Source organism: Kosakonia sacchari SP1 (assembly GCF_000300455.3).
Classification (GTDB): domain Bacteria; phylum Pseudomonadota; class Gammaproteobacteria; order Enterobacterales; family Enterobacteriaceae; genus Kosakonia; species Kosakonia sacchari.
On the sequence record NZ_CP007215.2, the window covers coordinates 2,607,587 to 2,625,684 of the forward strand.

The following is an 18,098-nucleotide window of genomic DNA, read 5'->3' on the forward strand; positions in this document are numbered from 1 at the left end:
TTAAGTAAAAGGACTTTTCATGAGTGACGCTTACACCGTCCGCCTGCGCCCGCTCGAGCGCGAGGATTTGCGTTTCGTTCATCAACTGGATAACAACGCCAGCGTCATGCGTTACTGGTTTGAAGAACCCTACGAAGCCTTTGTTGAACTTTCTGACCTGTATGACAAGCATATTCACGATCAAAGCGAACGCCGCTTTGTGGTGGAGTGCGATGGTGAAAAAGCCGGATTAGTAGAGCTGGTCGAAATCAACCACGTTCACCGCCGTGCAGAATTTCAGATAATAATTTCCCCGGAATATCAGGGCAAAGGACTGGCATCAAAAGCCGCGAAGCTGGCGATGGATTACGGATTTACGGTACTGAATCTGTACAAGCTCTATCTGATTGTTGATAAAGAGAACGAAAAAGCGATTCACATTTACCGCAAGCTGGGATTTATGGTCGAAGGTGAATTAATCCATGAGTTCTTTATTAACGGTGAGTACCGCAACACCATTCGCATGTGTATTTTCCAGCAGCAATATCTTGAAAACCACAAAACAAGCGGCCCGACGCTACTGAAACCCACCGCGCAATAAAGCGCGGTGGTCAGCGACATCAATAATACTCGATGGTATTTTTGATGCTGTATTTATGCGTCACCTGCGGCGTAACACTTTCGTCCACAATCTCCAGGCTGCAACTCACCGGGTTATCATGGCTGTCGTATTCGCAGGCCTGCTTGACATTGCCAAGCGGCTTATCGTTCAGCGTGCTGACAGAGGTGTAATCGAGCTTTTTGCGCTTATCTTTCGAAGGCGTAGACACAACAGACAACGTCGCGTCTTTCGATGTCGTGGTTTTCCCCAGCGGATACCCTTCATCGTCATAGCGGTATTTGACCTCTATTTCCTTGCCTGTCGCGCGAACCACGAATCCGTTATCGTCGGTGTCCCAGGTTACGCCCGCTGCCGGGAACTCCGCCAGTTGGCATTTACCCTGCAAACGCAGACGTTTTTCCTTCGATTCTGCCTCAACATAGTAGTTGGCATCCAGTACCAGCGACACGCCACTGTTGTTTTCCAGATCATGCAGTTCAAGCGTATCGAAACATCCCTCTTTCGACATCGTTCCGGTAACGCGTTTCGTGACTTCACCTTTATCATTAAGTAACGTCTGGCTGAAATCTTTAACCGAGCCACGCAACGGATCAAAATCGAATTCATTCGAGAAGCTAGCCATTTCCGGCGTGAATGAAACGGGTCCCTTCGGCTTATCACATCCGACAAGCGCCACCGCCAGAGAGATAAGTAACAGCTGTTTTTTCAATGGGTTCACCACATTCTTCTTTTGTAATGCGCTTATATTAGCAAAAGCTTTATAACTTAGGGCAATGACTTCTTTGTGGTTAGGCCTGCTGACTGGCGAGTAACAGCAGCGAATAACCAGCGCCACTCACGCCTATTAGCAATAAAATCAACGAGGAGAAGGTAGCAAAACGTCCACTTTGCCGCGTTGGTAACCAGCGTTTAACGGCCAGGATATAGAGCGTTAAGACACTAAAATCCAGCGCCACCCAAATGACAGTAAGCACCGTGATGCTGGCGGTGAAATCGCCGGTAATACCGGTAAACTGCGGAAAAAAAGCGATAAAAAACAGAATATCTTTTGGGTTAGCGATGGCCGTCATAAAGCCTGTAACAAACCCACCTTGTTCGCCGTTTTGCGACATCTCTGTACCTTTTTCTCGCCGTAAGGCGCGCAATGCTTGCACCGCGCTGATCGCAATAAAGAGCGAACCTACCAGCCCTACCATATTTAGTAGCCAGGCCGAGAGCGTAACCACGCCGGCCAGCGTTAACCCCGCCAGCGCAATTAACACCAGCGAGGCCAGATTAGTGCCTGCCAAAGTTAAAAACGCGCGCGCATGGCTGCCCCGCGCTGCTGCCGCGCACACCAGCGCCACCACCGGCCCGGGCGTTGCCAGCAACGTCAGTACCACACCGATGTATGTTCCCAGCAGCACCACATTCATTGATACCATCATCTCCCTCCTTTTATTTGTTGACGGAGTATCACCAGAAAGCGCGGGCCTGAAAAACGAGTTAAACTGCCGCTCACTGTGCAAAAAACTCACAATGGATAACGAACGAATGAACCAAAATCTGCCACCACTCTATGCACTACGGGCATTTACTGTTGCCGCACAAATGGAATCATTTAGCAAGGCAGCCATTTTTCTCAATGTCACGCCCGGTGCGATAAGCCGCCATATTCGCACCCTTGAAGAGTGGTTTGGGTGTCGTTTGTTTCTGCGCCATGGCCCGAAAATTACCCTGACCGACGCAGGAAGCCAGCTGGCTGTTCGTTTACAGGACGGTTTTTTGCAACTGGAAAATGCCTGTCAGACACTGCGCAGCCACCAGCATCAACTGCGGCTCAAAGCCCCGTCGACGCTGACGATGCGCTGGTTATTAGATGTGTTAAACGCCTTTCGCCAGCAACACAGCACGCCGCAGGTGGAGATCAGCAGTGTGTGGATGGATATCGACACCGTCGATTTCCGCACAGAACCCTTCGATTGCGCCATCCTGCTCGGCAACGGCCATTTTGGTGAGTACACGCAAAGCCTGCGCTTATTTGATGAGTGGTTGATCCCGCTTTGTGCCCCGGCGCTTAAACCGCTGGCGCAACGCGATCTAAGCAGTTGCACCTTAATTCACCCGTCGCGCGATCGCCGCGACTGGCGGCGCTGGCAGGCCGGGAGCGGTTTATTTCCCGCGCTTGCCCTTGGCGGCGGCGCGGTGTTTGACACGCTGGAACAAGCCTACCAGGCGGCAATCGGTGGTCATGGCGTTGCGGTTGGCGATCTGCTGCTCAGCCTGCCCGCGCTGGCGCAAAATCAGCTAACACTCCCCTTCCCGCAAGCACTGAGCACTGGCGACAGCTACTGGCTGGTGTGGCCAAAAGATTCGCCGCGCAAAAAGAATATCGACCGTCTTGGCGAATTCCTGAGTACCGCCGTACCAGTCTATTTCCCGCCGGAAGTGGCGTTATTAAAACAGCAATAACGGCTTATTCAGATGATTCAGATATTTACCTTTTGCGGGCATCGCAGGTGCTAAGCTTAGAGCGGGTAAAACAAAAGGAGACGAGGATGCATTATTCACGTTGGCTTTGCGCATTACTGCTGGTGGGTTCTGTACCGGCGTTCGCTGCGCCGGATTCATGCGAGCGGGTAAAAACCGATATTCAGCAGCGAATTATTAATAATGGCGTGCCGGAAACGGGATTTACGCTAACCATCGTGCCTAATGATCAGGCTGACCAGGCAGGTTCGCAGGTCGTCGGTCATTGCGCCAATGACACCTATAAAATTCTTTACACCCGCAACAGCGGTGCTGCTCAGCAAAGCGAAGAAAACACCGGCGCACAGTAACTAAAATCCCCTTAATTTCAGGGGATTTCCCTCTACTTGATCACGCTTAAGATTCTTCTACTCCCTAATGATTAACATGATCACTTCATTAGCCTGCTTTTAATACACCAGGCAATTTCTTTTTATTATAAATAATAATGGAGTGAGCTATGTCCGACACTGAACACCAGGGTGGGATCAGCCGACGAACGTTGGTGAAATCCACTGCTTTAGGGTCGCTTGCGCTGGCAGCCGGCAGTTTTTCCCTGCCCTTTGGCCTGCGTTCTGCCGCTGCTGCCGTACAACAGGCGATGCAACCCGCGCCAGACAAAGTGGTGTGGGGGGCCTGCTCGGTCAACTGCGGTAGCCGCTGCGCGCTGCGTTTGCATGTCCGTGACGATGAAGTCTACTGGGTCGAAACCGATAACACCGGTGAGGATATCTACGGCAATCACCAGGTACGCGCCTGCCTGCGCGGGCGTTCTATTCGTCGGCGCATCAACCATCCGGATCGCCTGAACTACCCCATGAAACGCGTCGGTAAACGCGGAGAAGGTAAGTTTGAACGTATTAGCTGGGACGAAGCGCTGGATACTATCGCCAATAGCCTGAAAGGAGTGGTGCAAAAATACGGTAACGAAGCGGTCTACATTAATTACTCCTCCGGTATTGTTGGCGGCAACATCACCCGTTCTTCCCCTTCTGCATCAATCATTGCCCGCCTGATGGCGATGTATGGCGGTTTTCTTAACCAGTACGGCACCTACAGCACCGCGCAAATATCCTGCGCGATGCCTTACACCTACGGCTCTAATGAAGGCAACAGCACCTCGGATATCGAAAACACTAAACTGGTGGTGATGTTCGGTAACAACCCGGCGGAAACCCGCATGAGCGGCGGCGGCATTACCTATTTCCTTGAGCAGGCACGTGAACGCTCAAATGCGCGGATGATCATTATCGATCCGCGTTATACCGATACGGCCGCCGGACGCGAAGATGAGTGGGTGCCGATTCGTCCGGGCACCGATGCCGCGCTGGTTGCCGGTATGGCGTGGGTGCTGATTAACGAAAACCTCGTCGATCAACCGTTTCTGGATAAATATTGCGTCGGCTACGACGAAAAAACGCTGCCTGCCGATGCACCCGCCAACAGCCATTACAAAGCCTATATTCTCGGTCAGGGCGAAGACGGTATCGCCAAAACACCGCAGTGGGCATCGCGCATCACCGGTATTCCCGCCGATAAAATCATCAAACTGGCGCGGGAAATTGGCAGCGCCAAACCCGCCTATATCTGCCAGGGCTGGGGACCGCAGCGCCAGGCCAACGGCGAGTTGACCTCACGCGCCATTGCCATGTTGCCGATCCTCACGGGTAACGTCGGCATCAACGGCGGCAACAGCGGTGCGCGCGAATCCACCTACACCATCACCATTGAACGGATGCCGATGCCGGAAAATCCGGTGAAAACGTCGATTTCGTGCTTTACCTGGACCGATGCCATCGAACGCGGCCCGGAAATGACCGCCAAACGCGACGGTGTGCGCGGCAAAGATAAGCTTGATGTGCCGATTAAATTTATCTGGAACTATGCCGGTAACACCATTACCAACCAGCACGGCGACATCAACCGTACTCACGATATACTGCAGGACGACAGCAAGTGCGAAATGATTGTGGTCATTGAGAACTTTATGACCTCATCGGCGATGTATGCCGACATTCTGCTGCCGGATTTGATGACCGTCGAACAGGAAGACATCATCCCCAATGATTATGCCGGGAACATGGGCTACCTGATTTTCCTCCAGCCTGTTACCGCGCCGAAGTTCGAACGTAAACCGATTTACTGGATAACCAGCGAAATCGCTCGCCGCCTGGGGCCGGATATCTACCAGAAATTTACCGAAGGGCGCACGCAGGAAGAGTGGCTGAAATACCTGTACGCCAAAATGGTCGCCAAAGATCCGCAACTGCCCTCTTATGAAGCCCTGAAAGCGATGGGCATTTATAAGCGCAAAGATCCGAACGGCCATTTTGTTGCCTATAAAAAATTCCGCGATGACCCGATCGCCAACCCGCTGAAAACCCCCTCCGGCAAAATTGAAATCTACTCCAGCAAGCTGGCGGAAATTGCCAACAGTTGGGAATTAGATAAAGACGAAGTGATTAGCCCGCTGCCGGTTTACGCCTCAACGTTTGAAGGCTGGGACGATCCGGCGCGCGAGAAATTCCCGCTGCAATTATTCGGTTTTCATTACAAAGCCCGTACTCACTCCAGCTACGGCAACATTGATGTGCTGCAGGAAGCGTGTCGCCAGGAGGTGTGGATCAACCCGATCGACGCTGAACGGCGCGGGATCAAACAGGGCGATATGGTACGCGTGTTTAACGAGCGCGGAGAGGTACGTATCACCGCGAAAGTGACGCCGCGCATCATGCCGGGCGTCAGTGCCATGGGCCAGGGTGCCTGGCATCAGGCTAATATGGACGGCGATCGCGTTGACCACGGTGGTTGCATGAACACACTGACCACGCACCGCCCTTCGCCGCTGGCGAAAGGCAACCCGCAGCACACTAATCTGGTCGACATTCAAAAGGTTTAAGGAGTAGCCGATGACAACCCAGTATGGATTTTTTATCGATTCTGCCCGGTGCACCGGTTGTAAAACCTGCGAACTGGCCTGTAAAGATTATAAAAACTTAACCCCGGACGTCAGCTTCCGCCGCGTGTATGAATACGCTGGCGGCAACTGGCAAGAAGATAACGGTGTCTGGCAGCAGAACGTATTTGCCTATTATCTGTCGATTTCCTGCAACCATTGTGAAGATCCGGCATGCACCAAAGTCTGCCCGAGCGGTGCGATGCATAAACGGGAAGACGGTTTTGTGGTGGTGGACGAAGATGTCTGCATCGGCTGCCGCTACTGCCATATGGCCTGCCCGTACGGCGCGCCGCAATACAACGCCGCGAAAGGCCATATGACCAAATGCGACGGCTGTTATGACCGCGTCGCCGGGGGTAAAAAGCCAATCTGCGTGGAATCCTGCCCGCTGCGCGCGCTCGATTTCGGCCCGATTGAGGAACTGCGTAAGCAGCATGGAGAACTCGCTGCTATCGCCCCGCTTCCGGCATCGCACTTCACGAAGCCCAATATTGTCATCAAACCAAACGCCAACAGCCGCCCGACAGGGGATACCACCGGCTATCTGGCAAACCCGCAGGAGGTGTGAGATGGGAAACGGATGGCATGAATGGCCGCTGGTTCTGTTTACGGTGCTCGGCCAGTGCGTGGCGGGCGGATTGATTGTCACTGGCTTCGTCTGGATGAACGCCAAAGATGACACTATCGGCCAGGTGCGAATTGTCCGCAGCCAGTTTTTTCTCTGGGTATTGATGGGCATCGGTTTTATCGCCTCAATGATGCACCTCGGTTCACCGCTGCGTGCGTTTAACTCACTAAATCGTATTGCCGCATCGTCACTGAGTAATGAAATCGCCGCCGGATCGCTGTTTTTCGCCGTCGGCGGTTTCTGGTGGCTACTGGCCTGGCTTGGCAAACTGCCCATCTCAGTAGGGCGCGGCTGGCTGATTATCAGCATGGTGCTGGGGGTGCTGTTTGTCTGGGCGATGACGCGGGTTTACCAGATTGATACCGTGCCGACCTGGCATAACGGCTACACCACCGCCGCATTTTTCCTCACCATGTTGACGGGGGGGCCGCTGCTGGCGGCGTTGCTGCTGCGTCTGGCGGGCATGCGCTTTCCGGCTTCGCGTTTTGCCGCCATCAGCGTCGCGGCACTTATCGCAAGCGTTGCCGTAGTGATGTTGCAGAGCATACAGCTTGGCGAAACCCACAGCTCAGTGCAGCAAGCCGTTGCGCTGGTGCCAGATTACGGCCTGTTGCAGGTGGTGCGTTTATTGCTGGTCGCTCTCGGTCTCGGTTGCTGGATCTGCCCGCTTGTAATGCGCAGACAGCCGAAAGCCAGCAGCTTGCTGGCGGGCGTTGTGCTGGTAGTCGCCGGTGAAATCATTGGCCGTGGCCTGTTTTACGGCCTGCATATGACCGTTGGCGTTGCCGTCGCGGGTTAATAACAGTGCGCGGGGAAACCCGCGCTTTTTGGAGAAAGCATGACGGACGCAACCCGCGAGTCCTTTATTTTTACCGCCCGCGTGCTGGGCGCGCTGTTTTATTATCCGCCGGAGAGCGAACCCTCCGCGCCGCTCATCGCCGCACTACGCAGCCGCGAGTGGCTGGAACAATGGCCGTTACCGGAAGAGACACTTATTCCGCTGGCTGACGCATTCGCGCAGCCTTGTGACGAGCCGCTAAACGAGGCCTGGCAACGATTATTGATCGGCCCATGGGCGCTTCCCGCGCCGCCGTGGGGTTCGGTATGGCTGGACAAAGAGAGCGTACTGTTTGGCGACTCGACGCTGGCGCTGCGCCAGTGGATGCGCGACAACAACATTGCGTTCGATACCGGACAAAACGAGCCGGAAGATCACTTCGGTACCTTGCTGCTGATGGCGGCATGGCTGGCGGAACAAGGCAATCACGCCGCCTGCGATCAATTACTGGCCTGGCATCTGCTGCCGTGGAGCGGGCGATTTATTACCCAGTTTTGTGATAACGCGCAGCACCCGTTTTTCACCGCACTGGGGCAACTTGCACGGCTTACGCTGGCGCAGTGGCAATCACAGTTGCTTATTCCGGTGGCGCAAAAACCGCTGTTTCGCTGAAAATACAAAGCGGAACGTCTTTGGACGTTCCGCTTTAAAGAAATGGTGAATGATTATCCACCACGCGCCATTTATCAGGTCAAAAATATTCTTCATGCTTCAACGTTTATAAATGACCCATTAGAGATGTTGCATTTTATGTGAAATATAGGATTTCACATTTGGCCAATTGTGGACATTTTTCCCTGAGTATATTTCGCTAAATCCCTCAGCAAAGGCTTCTTCTGCGCCCCCTTCACTGCCGCCTTGCCAGTAATAATAATCATCGGATGCGGGATCTGTATGGCTTAAATCTTGTTCCCAAACCGAAATGAAACTATTACGTCGACTCAAAAAGTCCCCAACATCACCGGTTCCCCTTGGTCCCATCAGCGCCTTTTCGCCCAGACTGCGATCAATCGCATGCGCATATTCGTGTAGAACTAAACTCGTTGAGGTATGTCCCTCTGCCAGCGACCAACCTCCGTGCTGATTTTGGCTTAAAGCAATTATTGTTTCGTCAGGATGCATTCCTTCCGCAGCCCCTTTACCTTCTGCACCTACCCCGGGAACCGAATCCCATGTTAAATCATCAGGCCATCCTCTTGGTGTAATGCCTTTGAAGTGATGACGGCTAGGGTGATTGGTAATGTTGTCATTCGTCGCGGTGATAAATTGACCTAATGAATGTACTTTTTTCAATATATTCAGGGGGATTTTATGCAGATGGGCTTGTACTTCACTGATATCTATTGGGATATCCTCTGGTGTCGTGCTGGCATACACCATTCCAGAAATTATTTCTTTTTTTTCGATAAAATCTGCGATCGCTTCCATATGCTCCCTGGTGATAGGTTCTGAGCTGCTTAATGGGATACTTTCGCTAAGCGTTGCCCATACCTCGTTATATGCCGCCTCACCATGAACATGGAATATGGCATGAAAAACATCCTGATAACTTTCTACTGGCTCGGCCTGTAAACCGGCGCGTTGTACATGCGCGGTAAGGGATTTTGCGACGGGTGCAAGCCCATTGTTATCGTGAAGCGTGATGGGGTTGTTGCGCACCATTCTGAAGAGGTTCAGCCCGTCCACCGTACCCGCAGGGTCGGCACTCAGCCACCGTCCCGCCCACGGCTGGTAATAGCGGTAGCCGTAGTAACAGAGCCCCGTGGCATCCTGCTCCTTGCCGGAATAACGAATCGTTTTGTAATCCGCCTCCAGCTGGCTGCGGGCGGCAAACAGCGCCGTGCCGCCATAGGGGTAATACTCCTCCTGGCTGATTAACTCACCGCTGCTGTCCACTTCCAGACTGCTGCTGCCGGTCAGGTTGTCGTAGCTGTAACGAATCGGGTCATTGCTGATGCCGTCAGGCTGACCACTCTCCCAGTGTAAAACCCGCACCTGCGCGCGGCCGGCTTCGCCAACCGTTATTATCTGCAATTCTTCGGTTGCGCTGCTGCGCAGTTCCAGACCCGGCAGGTAAATCACCCGTTTTGTCTGCGTGGTGTTGCCGGTCAGCTGTGAGGTGATTTTGACGATGCGCTGGCTGCTGGCGTCATAGCGGTAACTTTCGCTGTCGTCGGCTGCGCCGTCGCGGGTGACGGGCGTGACTTTTTGCAACTCCTGGCGCGCCGTCCACAACAGATTCTGCCCCGGTAAAAGCTGTTTCTGCTGCCCGCCGGCGGTGAACAGCGCATCGACATCGGCCGGGTTTTCCGTAAACGTGCTGAGCACCGCGCGGTTGCTGCGGCTGCTGACTGTAATTGATGTCGTGTAGTTATTGCCGGACGCGGGTGCGCTGTGCTGAATTTTCGTCAGGTTTCCGGCGTTGTCGTAGGCGTATGTGCGGGAATAATTCGTGTAGGTGGCGTCGTCAAAAGAGGAATAGGGTGGAAGGTTGCTGCCCTGCTGTACCGCGTTCGCCATTTCACGCCCGGTCGCGCTGATAAGCTGGTACAAACTGTCGTAGGTGTAGCGGTTTTCGGGAACCACTTCCTGATTGCGCCAGAAACGCGTCTCCTCGGCATCGTTAGTGATAACCAGCACGTTGCCCACCGGGTCGTATTCGTAGCGCAAATCCTGCAGCACTTTTGCAGCAGACAGACGTTCCGTTTTAATACCAATAAGACGCTGCGTTTCCGCTTCATAACTGTACGTGGTTACCACGCCGTTGCCGTGTTCCTCGCGCAGCTTCTGCCCGGCGGCGGAGTATGACAGGGATTTCACGATAATCTGCTCTGTCCCCCCCTTCACCGTCAGCCAGCTTCCCTTCAGCAGCCCCGCCACGTCATACGCCACGCGCTGGAGATTACCTTTCGCGTCGGTGGTGGTGAGTACATTTCCGGCCGCGTCGACCGTGCCGTTGGTCGTGTAGGTTTCGCCCGCCAGCAGGTCGTTCCACGCCGAGGCATCCGCCCCCTGCCAGTCTGCTTCTGCATCGTCCGGCAGCAACTGGCGGGTGACGGAAAGCGGTACGCCGTTCAGCGAAACACTGCCCGTTGAAAGCAGACCTGCCGGGTCGTAATGGCTCACTGGCTGACCGGCAAGATTGTGGCTCTGTTCATCTGCGGAATGACCACCCCAGACAAACCGTTCGGTTGCGCGTGCGTTTTCCCCGGCAGCCTGCTCAGTAATGCCGAGCAACCGCCCCGGCAGGCTGGCATCTTCATACTGAAAAGTGCGGGTCACGGCGGCGCTGCGTTCGTTACCCTCGCCAATATTGCTGACCTGCAAAAAAATCCGCCCGGCGGCGTCGTTCAGCACTACGGTCGTTCCGGCATCGACACTCTGCGTGCGCAGCGGCGTACCACCGAGGTCACTGATAAAGCTAAAATTCACCAGCCCGGCGGCGTGCAGGCGCGGGTCAGCGCTCTGAGAGGGCAGACCGCACGTATCAAACTGATGGCGGGTGATGCGTTCTTCGGTGATGGCCGGGGTGTCCGGATGGCGGTGATAAACGATAGCGCGTACTAGCAGAGCACGGTTATCAAGCACCGTGACGGACGGGGTTTTACTGTAAAGTGATGTGCTCATTAGCCTTTCCTCATTGAAGTTTGTGCTTAATACAACTTGTCGGTTACACAAAAAGTATAGGCTGCTGGTGTTATTTTTATCCGGGAATTATTTTTAATACTGCTATGAAAAATGAACAAATCTATGACAAGAAATAATAAAATTAATTTTAATATTTAAATGCCAAGCCCTATAAAATCAGCCTTATTATATTCCCCAAAAAACCAGGAACTACCGGTAGTTATAAGAATAAAAACATCAGCAACATAACAATATTCAAAACATCAAGAAAAGATGTTCCCTTACAGACAACAACACACCAGAATTTTTCTCATTACGTATAAAAATCACGCCACCTGTCACACTTAGATTATTTAAAAAATATCAAGCCTAACCATTTTTTCACCTCACTAAGTTTATCTTTCCGTTATTTTCAGAAAAATCCTTTTTATTTTGCGGAAAACCCTTCTTTTCACATTAACACAGTAGTCCTGATGATTAGCAGAAAATAACCGTTAAGAGAAGAATACAAAGCAAACGGTACGATAAACTGGCACAGCTGAAATCTTATATACTAGATCTAAGGCAGCAATCTGAAAGGAATATCTGAAACGTTTTGTTGCTGACCTTAAAGCACTTACGACAGAAGCAACAGAATATCAGCCGGCGTGATGTCACGCCGGCTGGTCATTTTCCCGGTAAGCGGATGTACCCTCGATCACGAGGTGGGCAAAAAATATGCCCCCCCCCTTTTTTACATGACATGCACATGATAAACATCAGCAGGATCTAAATCAAAAATCCGGGCACTGACGCAACATAGAAATCACTTTTTGCCAGATATCTCATATATATTCCTCACAAGTCTTAAAGTATTACATATGAATTAATGATGTATTATTGTATAGTGTTGTTTATTTATTTTTATCCCTCCAGGAACCAGTAACTGAGGCCGATAAAATGTTTGTACAACACTGTTAATATCCGCAGTGGCTTCATCCTTAAGTTTTTCCCTCGTCCCTTCACCTAATCTTTTAAAATCATTTACCACCGATAGTTTGAGTCCTTCGCTCATATCTTTACCGTAATAGATCGAGCCAACAGTAGCCTCTCCTTCATCAGCATCAAAGTTTCGTTGCAGACCGAAGTTAAACTCAATTAAGTCATCTTCTGTAGCAAAGAGTGCCTTTTTCCTGTCTGAAATCGGCGATCTGTCCAGTGCATTAAGGATATCGTGAGTTTGTAAAAGAGAAAAATCCTTATGATCTTTCATGGCTTCAAAATCAATATGATAACCAACATTCCCAAATCGACTCTTGCCTTTTTGTCTCTCACTTTTTAGCCCCAAAGAAAAAAATGCGAAATGGGTGGTCGCTAACATACTTATATCTAAAGCCTCAGTATTTTCCGTATTAAATGCTATCCCTCGTTGCTCAAGTTGATGACGAGATAAAAAATGGACACTACCTTCAGGACTTGAAAAATCTTTATCAGAATGATGTGTAATATTAAAAGGAGCCTCGTCAAACTTTTTCAAAAATACTGATTCAAGTGAACCTTCGGCAGGTTCATTAAAGCGTTTTCTTAGTCTTGCCAGATTACGTCCGGACTGCCGGGCAATAATATCTTGTGCGGCATCAATATCTTCTGGTTCTTCCTCTATATAACCACTAAACATTCGACCTTCAGTAAGCATAGTGTAATAAGCCAGTTTGACGGCATCGTCCGCAAGAAATCCGTTCTGATCATTAAATCTTACGGGATTATTCCTGACCATCCTGAACAAATTAAGCCCGTCTACCGTGCCGGCAGGATCTGCGCTCAGCCACCGTCCCGCCCACGGCTGGTAATAACGGTAACCGTAGTAATAGAGCCCCGTGGCGTCCTGCTCTTTACCGGAATAACGAATCGTTTTGTAATCCGCCTCCAGCTGGCTGCGGGCGGCAAACAGTGCCGTGCCGCCATACGGGTAATACTCTTCCTGACTGATAAGTTCGCCGCTGCTGTCCACTTCCAGACTGCTGCTGCCGGTGAGGTTGTCGTAGCTGTAGCGAATCTGGTCATTACTGATACCGGCAGGTTGCCCGCTTTCCCAGTGCAGCACCCGCACCTGCGCACGTCCGGCCTCTCCTACTGTTATCACCTCTAATTCTTCGGCTGCGCTGCTGCGCAGCTCCAGCACCGGCAGATAAATCACCCGTTTTGTCTGCGTGCTGCCGCCGGTCAGCTGCGAGGTGATTTTGACGATGCGCTGGCTGCTGGCGTCGTAACGGTAACTTTCGCTGTCGTCGGCTGCGCCGTCGCGGGTGACGGGCGTGACTTTTTGCAACTCCTGGCGCGCCGTCCACAACAGATTCTGCCCCGGTAAAAGCTGTTTCTGCTGCCCGCCGGCGGTGAACAGCGCATCGACATCGGCCGGGTTTTCCGTAAACGTGCTGAGCACCGCGCGGTTGCTGCGGCTGCTGACTGTAATTGATGTCGTGTAGTTATTGCCGGACGCGGGTGCGCTGTGCCGGATTTTCGTCAGGTTTCCGGCGTTGTCGTAGGTGTAAGTGCGGGAGTAGTTTGTGTAGGTGGCGTCATCAAAGGAGGAATAAGCTGGCAGGCTGCTGTTCTGCTGCACCGCGCTGGCCATTTCGCGCCCGCTGGCGCTGACCAGCTGGTACAGGCTGTCGTAGGCGTAGCGGTTTTCGGGCACCACTTGCTGATTGCGCCAGAAACGCGTCTCCTCAGCATCGTTAGTGATAACCAGCACGTTGCCCACCGGGTCATATTCATAGCGCAAATCCTGCAGCACTTTTGCAGCAGACAGACGTTCCGTTTTAATACCAATAAGACGCTGCGTTTCCGCTTCATAACTGTACGTGGTTACCACGCCGTTGCCGTGCTCCTCGCGCAGTTTCTGCCCGGCGGCGGAATACGTCAGGGATTTCACGATAATCTGCTCTGAACCGCCATTCACCGTCAGCCAGCTTCCCTTCAGCAGACCCGCCACGTCATACGCCACGCGCTGCAGATTACCTTTCGCGTCGGTGGTGGTCAGCACATTCCCGGCCGCGTCGACCGTGCCGTTGGTCGTGTAGGTTTCGCCCGCCAGCAGGTCGTTCCACGCCGAGGCGTCCACGCCCTGCCAGTCTGCTTCGGCATCGTCCGGCAGCAACTGGCGGGTGACGGAAAGCGGCACGCCGCTCAGCGAAACGCTGCCCGTCGAAAGCAGACCTGCCGGGTCGTAATGGCTCACTGGCTGACCGGCAAGATTGTGGCTCTGTTCATCTGCGGAATGACCACCCCAGACAAACCGTTCGGTGGCGCGTGCGTTTTCCCCGGCAGCCTGCTCAGTAATGCCGAGCAACCGCCCCGGCAGGCTGGCATCTTCATACTGAAAAGTGCGGGTCACGGCGGCGCTGCGTTCATTACCCTCGCCAATATTGCTGACCTGTAAAAAAACCCGCCCGGAGGCGTCATTCAGGGCAACGGATGTACCCGCATCCGCACTCTGCGTGCGTAGCGCCGTGCCGTTCAGGTCGCTGAGATAACTGAAATTCGCCAGCCCGGCGGCATAGAGACGCGGGTCAGCACTTTGTGACGGCAGACCGCGCGCATCAAACTGATGGCGGGTGATGCATTCATCGGTGATGTCCAGGGTGTCCGGATGGCGGTGATACGCGATAGCGCGTACTAGCAGAGCACGGTTATCAAGCACCGTGACGGACGGGGTTTTACTGTAAAGGGATGTACTCATAAGATCCTCCGCTTAAATTGCCTACTTTTGCATCAAATGCAATAAAGAGTATAAGCGGAGAAACAGGAATAGCGGGTTGTAAGCGAACGGCCCGCGTCAGGCCAGAATACGGTCGGCAACTAACATGCCGGTCGCCATTTGCAGATTGATGTACTGCGCCAAATCGCGCTGTTCCGGGCGCGGCAGATACGGTAACTCCCCGACCAGCGGCGCGGGCAGTTTTTTGCTCAGTACGTTGATAATTTCGGCGTAGTGCGCAAGGCCGGGGTTGATGCGGTTCGCCACCCAGCCAATCAGCGGCAAGCCGTCGCTGGCGATGGCCTGCGCGGTCAGCAAGGCGTGGTTGAGACACCCTTCCTGAATACCCACCACCATCACCACCGCCATCTGTTCCTGCACCACCCACTCCGAAAGCGGGCGTAAGTCATTCATTAAGCTACGCCAGCCACCGGTGCCTTCCACAACCACGTGATCGACGCGATTGCACAGATCAGCCAGACCATTCGACAACAGGGTGTAATTGATGGGGCAACTGTGCGCGACGCTGCTCTCTTCTTCGCTTAATGCGATGGGGTTGACCGCCTGGTAAGGTAGCTCCAGTGACGAAACGCTTTGCAGCACCAGCGCGTCTTTATTGCGCAGCCCGTCCGGCGTCTCTTTGCTCCCTTTGGCAACAGGCTTGTAACCTGCCACCGTTTTACCACTGGCTGCCAGCGCCTGGAGTAGCGCGCGGGACGCCACTGTCTTCCCGACAGAAGTGTCTGTACCCGTTACAAAGAAACGCTTAAGCATCACTCATCCCACCGTTGTTCTACGAAAATATAAACCAGGAAAATAATTCAGTGGGGAAAGTCTAAGGTAACTGCCAGGGGGCAAGATTGAGGTAGCGCAATTTTTATGGCAACAGTGTAAAAATGTTACCCCTGCAACAAACGGATAAGTAAGGATCCGTTATACATCGCGTCTTTTACCAGCGCCGCACCGGCCATGGTGCCCTGGTTGGTAAATTGTGTGCTCTCTACGCTGATGTGCTGGCTATACGCGGGCAATGCCTGCTGGCGAATGCACGCGGCAATGGCGGGAAAAAGCACGTCTGCCGCTTTGCTGAGCGGCGAGCCAATCAGTATTTTTTGCGGGTTGAACAAATTCACCATGATGGCAAGAATGCGACCAATATTCGCACCCACGCCGCTAATGATATCTTTAGCCAATAAATCGCCCTGCTGCGCAGCCTGGCAGAGCCATTCCACAGTCAGCGGTTTTTGGTGCAGCATCGAACTCATTGACTGGCTCATGCGCAACTGCGCCAGCTCCAGCACGCTCTCGACGCTGGCAATGGTTTCAAGGCAACCATGGTTGCCGCAATAACAGCGTTTGCCATAGGGATCGACCTGTGTATGACCAATCTCCACCAGGCTGCTGCTTCCCGCATGCAATAAGCGCCCGTCAGTAATCACCCCGGCCCCAACGTTGTGATCGATAACCACCTGAATCACATCCCGCGCCCCGCGTGACGCGCCAAACAAGGCTTCGGCCATCGTCCACGCACTGATGTCATGCTGGACATACACCGGCACGCCAGTGTGATTTTCCAGCGCTTCACCCAGCGGCATATCTTTAACATCGTCATAAAAGGGCATGCGATGAACGATACCGTTTTCGGTATCAATGATGCCGGGCAGCGTAATCGCAATGGCGGTCAAACGTTCCAGTTTGTTCTGATGGCGGGTAAAAAAGCGGTCAATATGCAGAATAATACGGTCCAGCAGCGGCAGTTCAGCCACCAGCGGTAACTCAAGGCGATCTTCCACGACCAGCTTGCTGCTGAGATCGCGTAAAGAAAGAAAGATCTCTTCCCGGCTGATGCGCAAAGAAAGGTAGTGCCAGGCTTCGGTCTCGACCACCAGCCCGACCGCCGGACGCCCGCGGCTGCCAGGTTCCTGGATTTCCGTCTCCTGCACCAGGTGGGCTTCGAGCATTTCGCGCACAATTTTCGTAATACTGGCCGGGGCGAGTTGCGCCAGGCGTGAGAGATCGATGCGCGACACCGGGCCAAGCTGATCAATCAGGCGGTACACCGCCCCCGCGTTGGTCTGCTTTATTTGATCAATATGCCCAGGCTGACTATCAGCAACCACCTCTGACTCCCTTATTTTCACGCTTCGAAATAAACGTTCGGCTATGGTGAAACACTTCACTGGTCGCCGTCAAATATTTACCCCGGCGTGTGATTTACAGCACATTTTGCAATGACTTATGCGCAAAATTTATCCGTCAGCGGCGGCAATCAACTGCTGCTTAAAGCGTGCAGCCGCGCTGCCCTGCTCATGATGTTTTGACCAGACTAACCACATTTCCGATACCGCATCCGCTTCAATAATCGGCACCCAACGCATTTCCGTTAGCTGCACACGCCGAAATGATGCCGGTAATATCGACACCCCTAATCCGGCCGCTACCAGGCCGATAATGGTCATCGCTTCGCCCACTTCTTGCGTAATAGTTGGCGTCAGTTGATAACGGCGCATCAGGCCGAGGATCTCATCATACAGACCAGTACCGACATGCGGATCGAAAAAGACAAACGGCTCCTGTGCCAGTTCCACCAGCGACACCGCCGAACGCGCCGCTAATGGATGATCTTTGTGGATCATCGCCAGCAACGGCTCGCGCAGAATCACCTCCCAGGCCAGCGTCTCCGGCAACGGCGTGTTACGCATCAACCCCAAATCCAGCAACCCTTCATTGAGCGGCGAGATCTGTTCACGGGTATTGATTTCGCGTGTCTGGATATGTACATCCGGGTAACGCTGGCGAAATGAAGAGAGCGTGTCGGAGACCGCTTTTATGAACGGCGCGGAGGAGGTAAAACCAATGCGCAGTTCCCCGGTTTCCCCCTGATGCAAGCGCATGGCGCGTGCGGCGGCTTCATCGACCTGGCTTAAGATTTGCCGACTATCCGCCAAAAACTGCCGCCCGGCAGGTGTGAGCGACACGCTGCGGTTGGTACGGGCAAGCAAGCGCGCACCAACTTGTTGTTCAAGGATCTGGATTTGCTGGCTTAACGGCGGCTGCGAGATATTCAGCCGCGCCGCCGCATGACCAAAATGCAGCTCCTCGGCAACGGCAATAAAGTAACGTAAATGACGCAGTTCAATATTCATACTTAAAACATATTATTTGAGATTATTAATATATTAGACAGAATATTACCGC

General features: G+C 53.0%; 14 protein-coding genes. 7 read left to right on the forward strand and 7 right to left on the reverse strand.

The features are described 5' to 3' along the window. The first annotated feature begins 19 nt into the window (after positions 1-19). Positions 20-580 carry a spermidine N1-acetyltransferase gene (gene speG, locus C813_RS35300; RefSeq protein WP_017456683.1) on the forward strand — a complete coding sequence of 187 codons (561 nt, stop codon included), beginning with the start codon at positions 20-22 and terminating at the stop codon, positions 578-580. 19 nt (positions 581-599) lie between these two features. Here speG and C813_RS35305 read toward each other — a convergent pair whose 3' ends face one another. Together C813_RS35305 and C813_RS35310 are read right to left on the reverse strand one after the other, a co-directional pair. After that, positions 600-1,310: a YnfC family lipoprotein gene (locus C813_RS35305; protein WP_025263629.1), complete on the reverse strand. Its 711-nt coding sequence runs from the start codon at positions 1,308-1,310 to the stop codon at positions 600-602. A gap of 79 nt (positions 1,311-1,389) precedes the next feature. Then, positions 1,390-2,028, reverse strand: coding sequence for a LysE family translocator (locus tag C813_RS35310; protein ID WP_017456681.1), 639 nt, complete (start codon positions 2,026-2,028; stop codon positions 1,390-1,392). Between the two features lie 106 nt (positions 2,029-2,134). On the opposite strand from C813_RS35310, the gene C813_RS35315 reads away from it, so the two are divergent. The 6 genes from C813_RS35315 to dmsD all read left to right on the forward strand — a co-directional run bounded on the left by C813_RS35315 (position 2,135) and on the right by dmsD (position 8,146). Next, positions 2,135-3,052, forward strand: coding sequence for a LysR substrate-binding domain-containing protein (locus tag C813_RS35315; RefSeq protein ID WP_017456680.1), 918 nt, complete (start codon positions 2,135-2,137; stop codon positions 3,050-3,052). Positions 3,053-3,138: 86 nt separating this feature from the next. Then, the gene (locus C813_RS35320; RefSeq protein ID WP_017456679.1) at positions 3,139-3,420 is read left to right on the forward strand and encodes a DUF1161 domain-containing protein; all 282 of its coding nucleotides are present in this window, start codon (positions 3,139-3,141) and stop codon (positions 3,418-3,420) included. Between the two features lie 149 nt (positions 3,421-3,569). Beyond that, positions 3,570-6,008, forward strand: a complete 2,439-nt coding sequence (ynfE, locus tag C813_RS35325) for a selenate/tellurate reductase subunit YnfE (protein WP_017456678.1) — start codon at positions 3,570-3,572, stop codon at positions 6,006-6,008. A gap of 10 nt (positions 6,009-6,018) precedes the next feature. Continuing rightward, complete coding sequence (locus C813_RS35330) at positions 6,019-6,636, forward strand: DMSO/selenate family reductase complex B subunit (RefSeq protein WP_017456677.1); 618 nt, start codon at positions 6,019-6,021, stop codon at positions 6,634-6,636. Position 6,637: 1 nt separating this feature from the next. Continuing rightward, positions 6,638-7,495: a dimethyl sulfoxide reductase anchor subunit family protein gene (locus C813_RS35335; protein ID WP_017456676.1), complete on the forward strand. Its 858-nt coding sequence runs from the start codon at positions 6,638-6,640 to the stop codon at positions 7,493-7,495. Positions 7,496-7,534: 39 nt separating this feature from the next. Beyond that, the gene (gene dmsD, locus C813_RS35340; RefSeq protein WP_017456675.1) at positions 7,535-8,146 is read left to right on the forward strand and encodes a Tat proofreading chaperone DmsD; all 612 of its coding nucleotides are present in this window, start codon (positions 7,535-7,537) and stop codon (positions 8,144-8,146) included. A gap of 120 nt (positions 8,147-8,266) precedes the next feature. Here the strand turns inward: dmsD and C813_RS35345 are convergent, their stop codons facing one another. From C813_RS35345 to C813_RS35365, 5 genes are all read right to left on the reverse strand, one after another. Beyond that, positions 8,267-11,161 (reverse strand): RHS repeat-associated core domain-containing protein, encoded by a 2,895-nt coding sequence (locus tag C813_RS35345; protein ID WP_238593026.1) that lies wholly within the window; start codon positions 11,159-11,161, stop codon positions 8,267-8,269. Positions 11,162-12,026: 865 nt separating this feature from the next. Continuing rightward, positions 12,027-14,882 (reverse strand): RHS repeat protein, encoded by a 2,856-nt coding sequence (locus tag C813_RS35350; RefSeq protein ID WP_017456674.1) that lies wholly within the window; start codon positions 14,880-14,882, stop codon positions 12,027-12,029. 96 nt (positions 14,883-14,978) lie between these two features. After that, entirely contained in the window at positions 14,979-15,674 is a 696-nt protein-coding gene (gene bioD / locus C813_RS35355; protein WP_017456673.1) for a dethiobiotin synthase, read from the reverse strand. Between the two features lie 125 nt (positions 15,675-15,799). Next, positions 15,800-17,020, reverse strand: a complete 1,221-nt coding sequence (mlc, locus tag C813_RS35360) for a sugar metabolism global transcriptional regulator Mlc (protein WP_017456672.1) — start codon at positions 17,018-17,020, stop codon at positions 15,800-15,802. A gap of 129 nt (positions 17,021-17,149) precedes the next feature. After that, a complete protein-coding gene (locus C813_RS35365; RefSeq protein ID WP_017456671.1) occupies positions 17,150-18,046 on the reverse strand; it encodes a LysR family transcriptional regulator in 897 nt (298 codons plus the stop codon). Between the last annotated feature and the right edge of the window lie 52 nt (positions 18,047-18,098).

Excerpts from the sequence above, each read along its gene's own strand:
- speG (WP_017456683.1), top strand. The coding sequence starts at position 20 with ATGAGTGACGCTTACACCGTCCGCCTGCGCCCGCTCGAGCGCGAGGAT.
- C813_RS35310 (WP_017456681.1), bottom strand. The coding sequence starts at position 2,028 with ATGATGGTATCAATGAATGTGGTGCTGCTGGGAACATACATCGGTGTG.
- C813_RS35315 (WP_017456680.1), top strand. The coding sequence starts at position 2,135 with ATGAACCAAAATCTGCCACCACTCTATGCACTACGGGCATTTACTGTT.
- C813_RS35320 (WP_017456679.1), top strand. The coding sequence starts at position 3,139 with ATGCATTATTCACGTTGGCTTTGCGCATTACTGCTGGTGGGTTCTGTA.
- ynfE (WP_017456678.1), top strand. The coding sequence starts at position 3,570 with ATGTCCGACACTGAACACCAGGGTGGGATCAGCCGACGAACGTTGGTG.
- C813_RS35330 (WP_017456677.1), top strand. The coding sequence starts at position 6,019 with ATGACAACCCAGTATGGATTTTTTATCGATTCTGCCCGGTGCACCGGT.
- C813_RS35335 (WP_017456676.1), top strand. The coding sequence starts at position 6,638 with ATGGGAAACGGATGGCATGAATGGCCGCTGGTTCTGTTTACGGTGCTC.
- dmsD (WP_017456675.1), top strand. The coding sequence starts at position 7,535 with ATGACGGACGCAACCCGCGAGTCCTTTATTTTTACCGCCCGCGTGCTG.
- C813_RS35345 (WP_238593026.1), bottom strand. The coding sequence starts at position 11,161 with ATGAGCACATCACTTTACAGTAAAACCCCGTCCGTCACGGTGCTTGAT.
- C813_RS35350 (WP_017456674.1), bottom strand. The coding sequence starts at position 14,882 with ATGAGTACATCCCTTTACAGTAAAACCCCGTCCGTCACGGTGCTTGAT.
- bioD (WP_017456673.1), bottom strand. The coding sequence starts at position 15,674 with ATGCTTAAGCGTTTCTTTGTAACGGGTACAGACACTTCTGTCGGGAAG.
- C813_RS35365 (WP_017456671.1), bottom strand. The coding sequence starts at position 18,046 with ATGAATATTGAACTGCGTCATTTACGTTACTTTATTGCCGTTGCCGAG.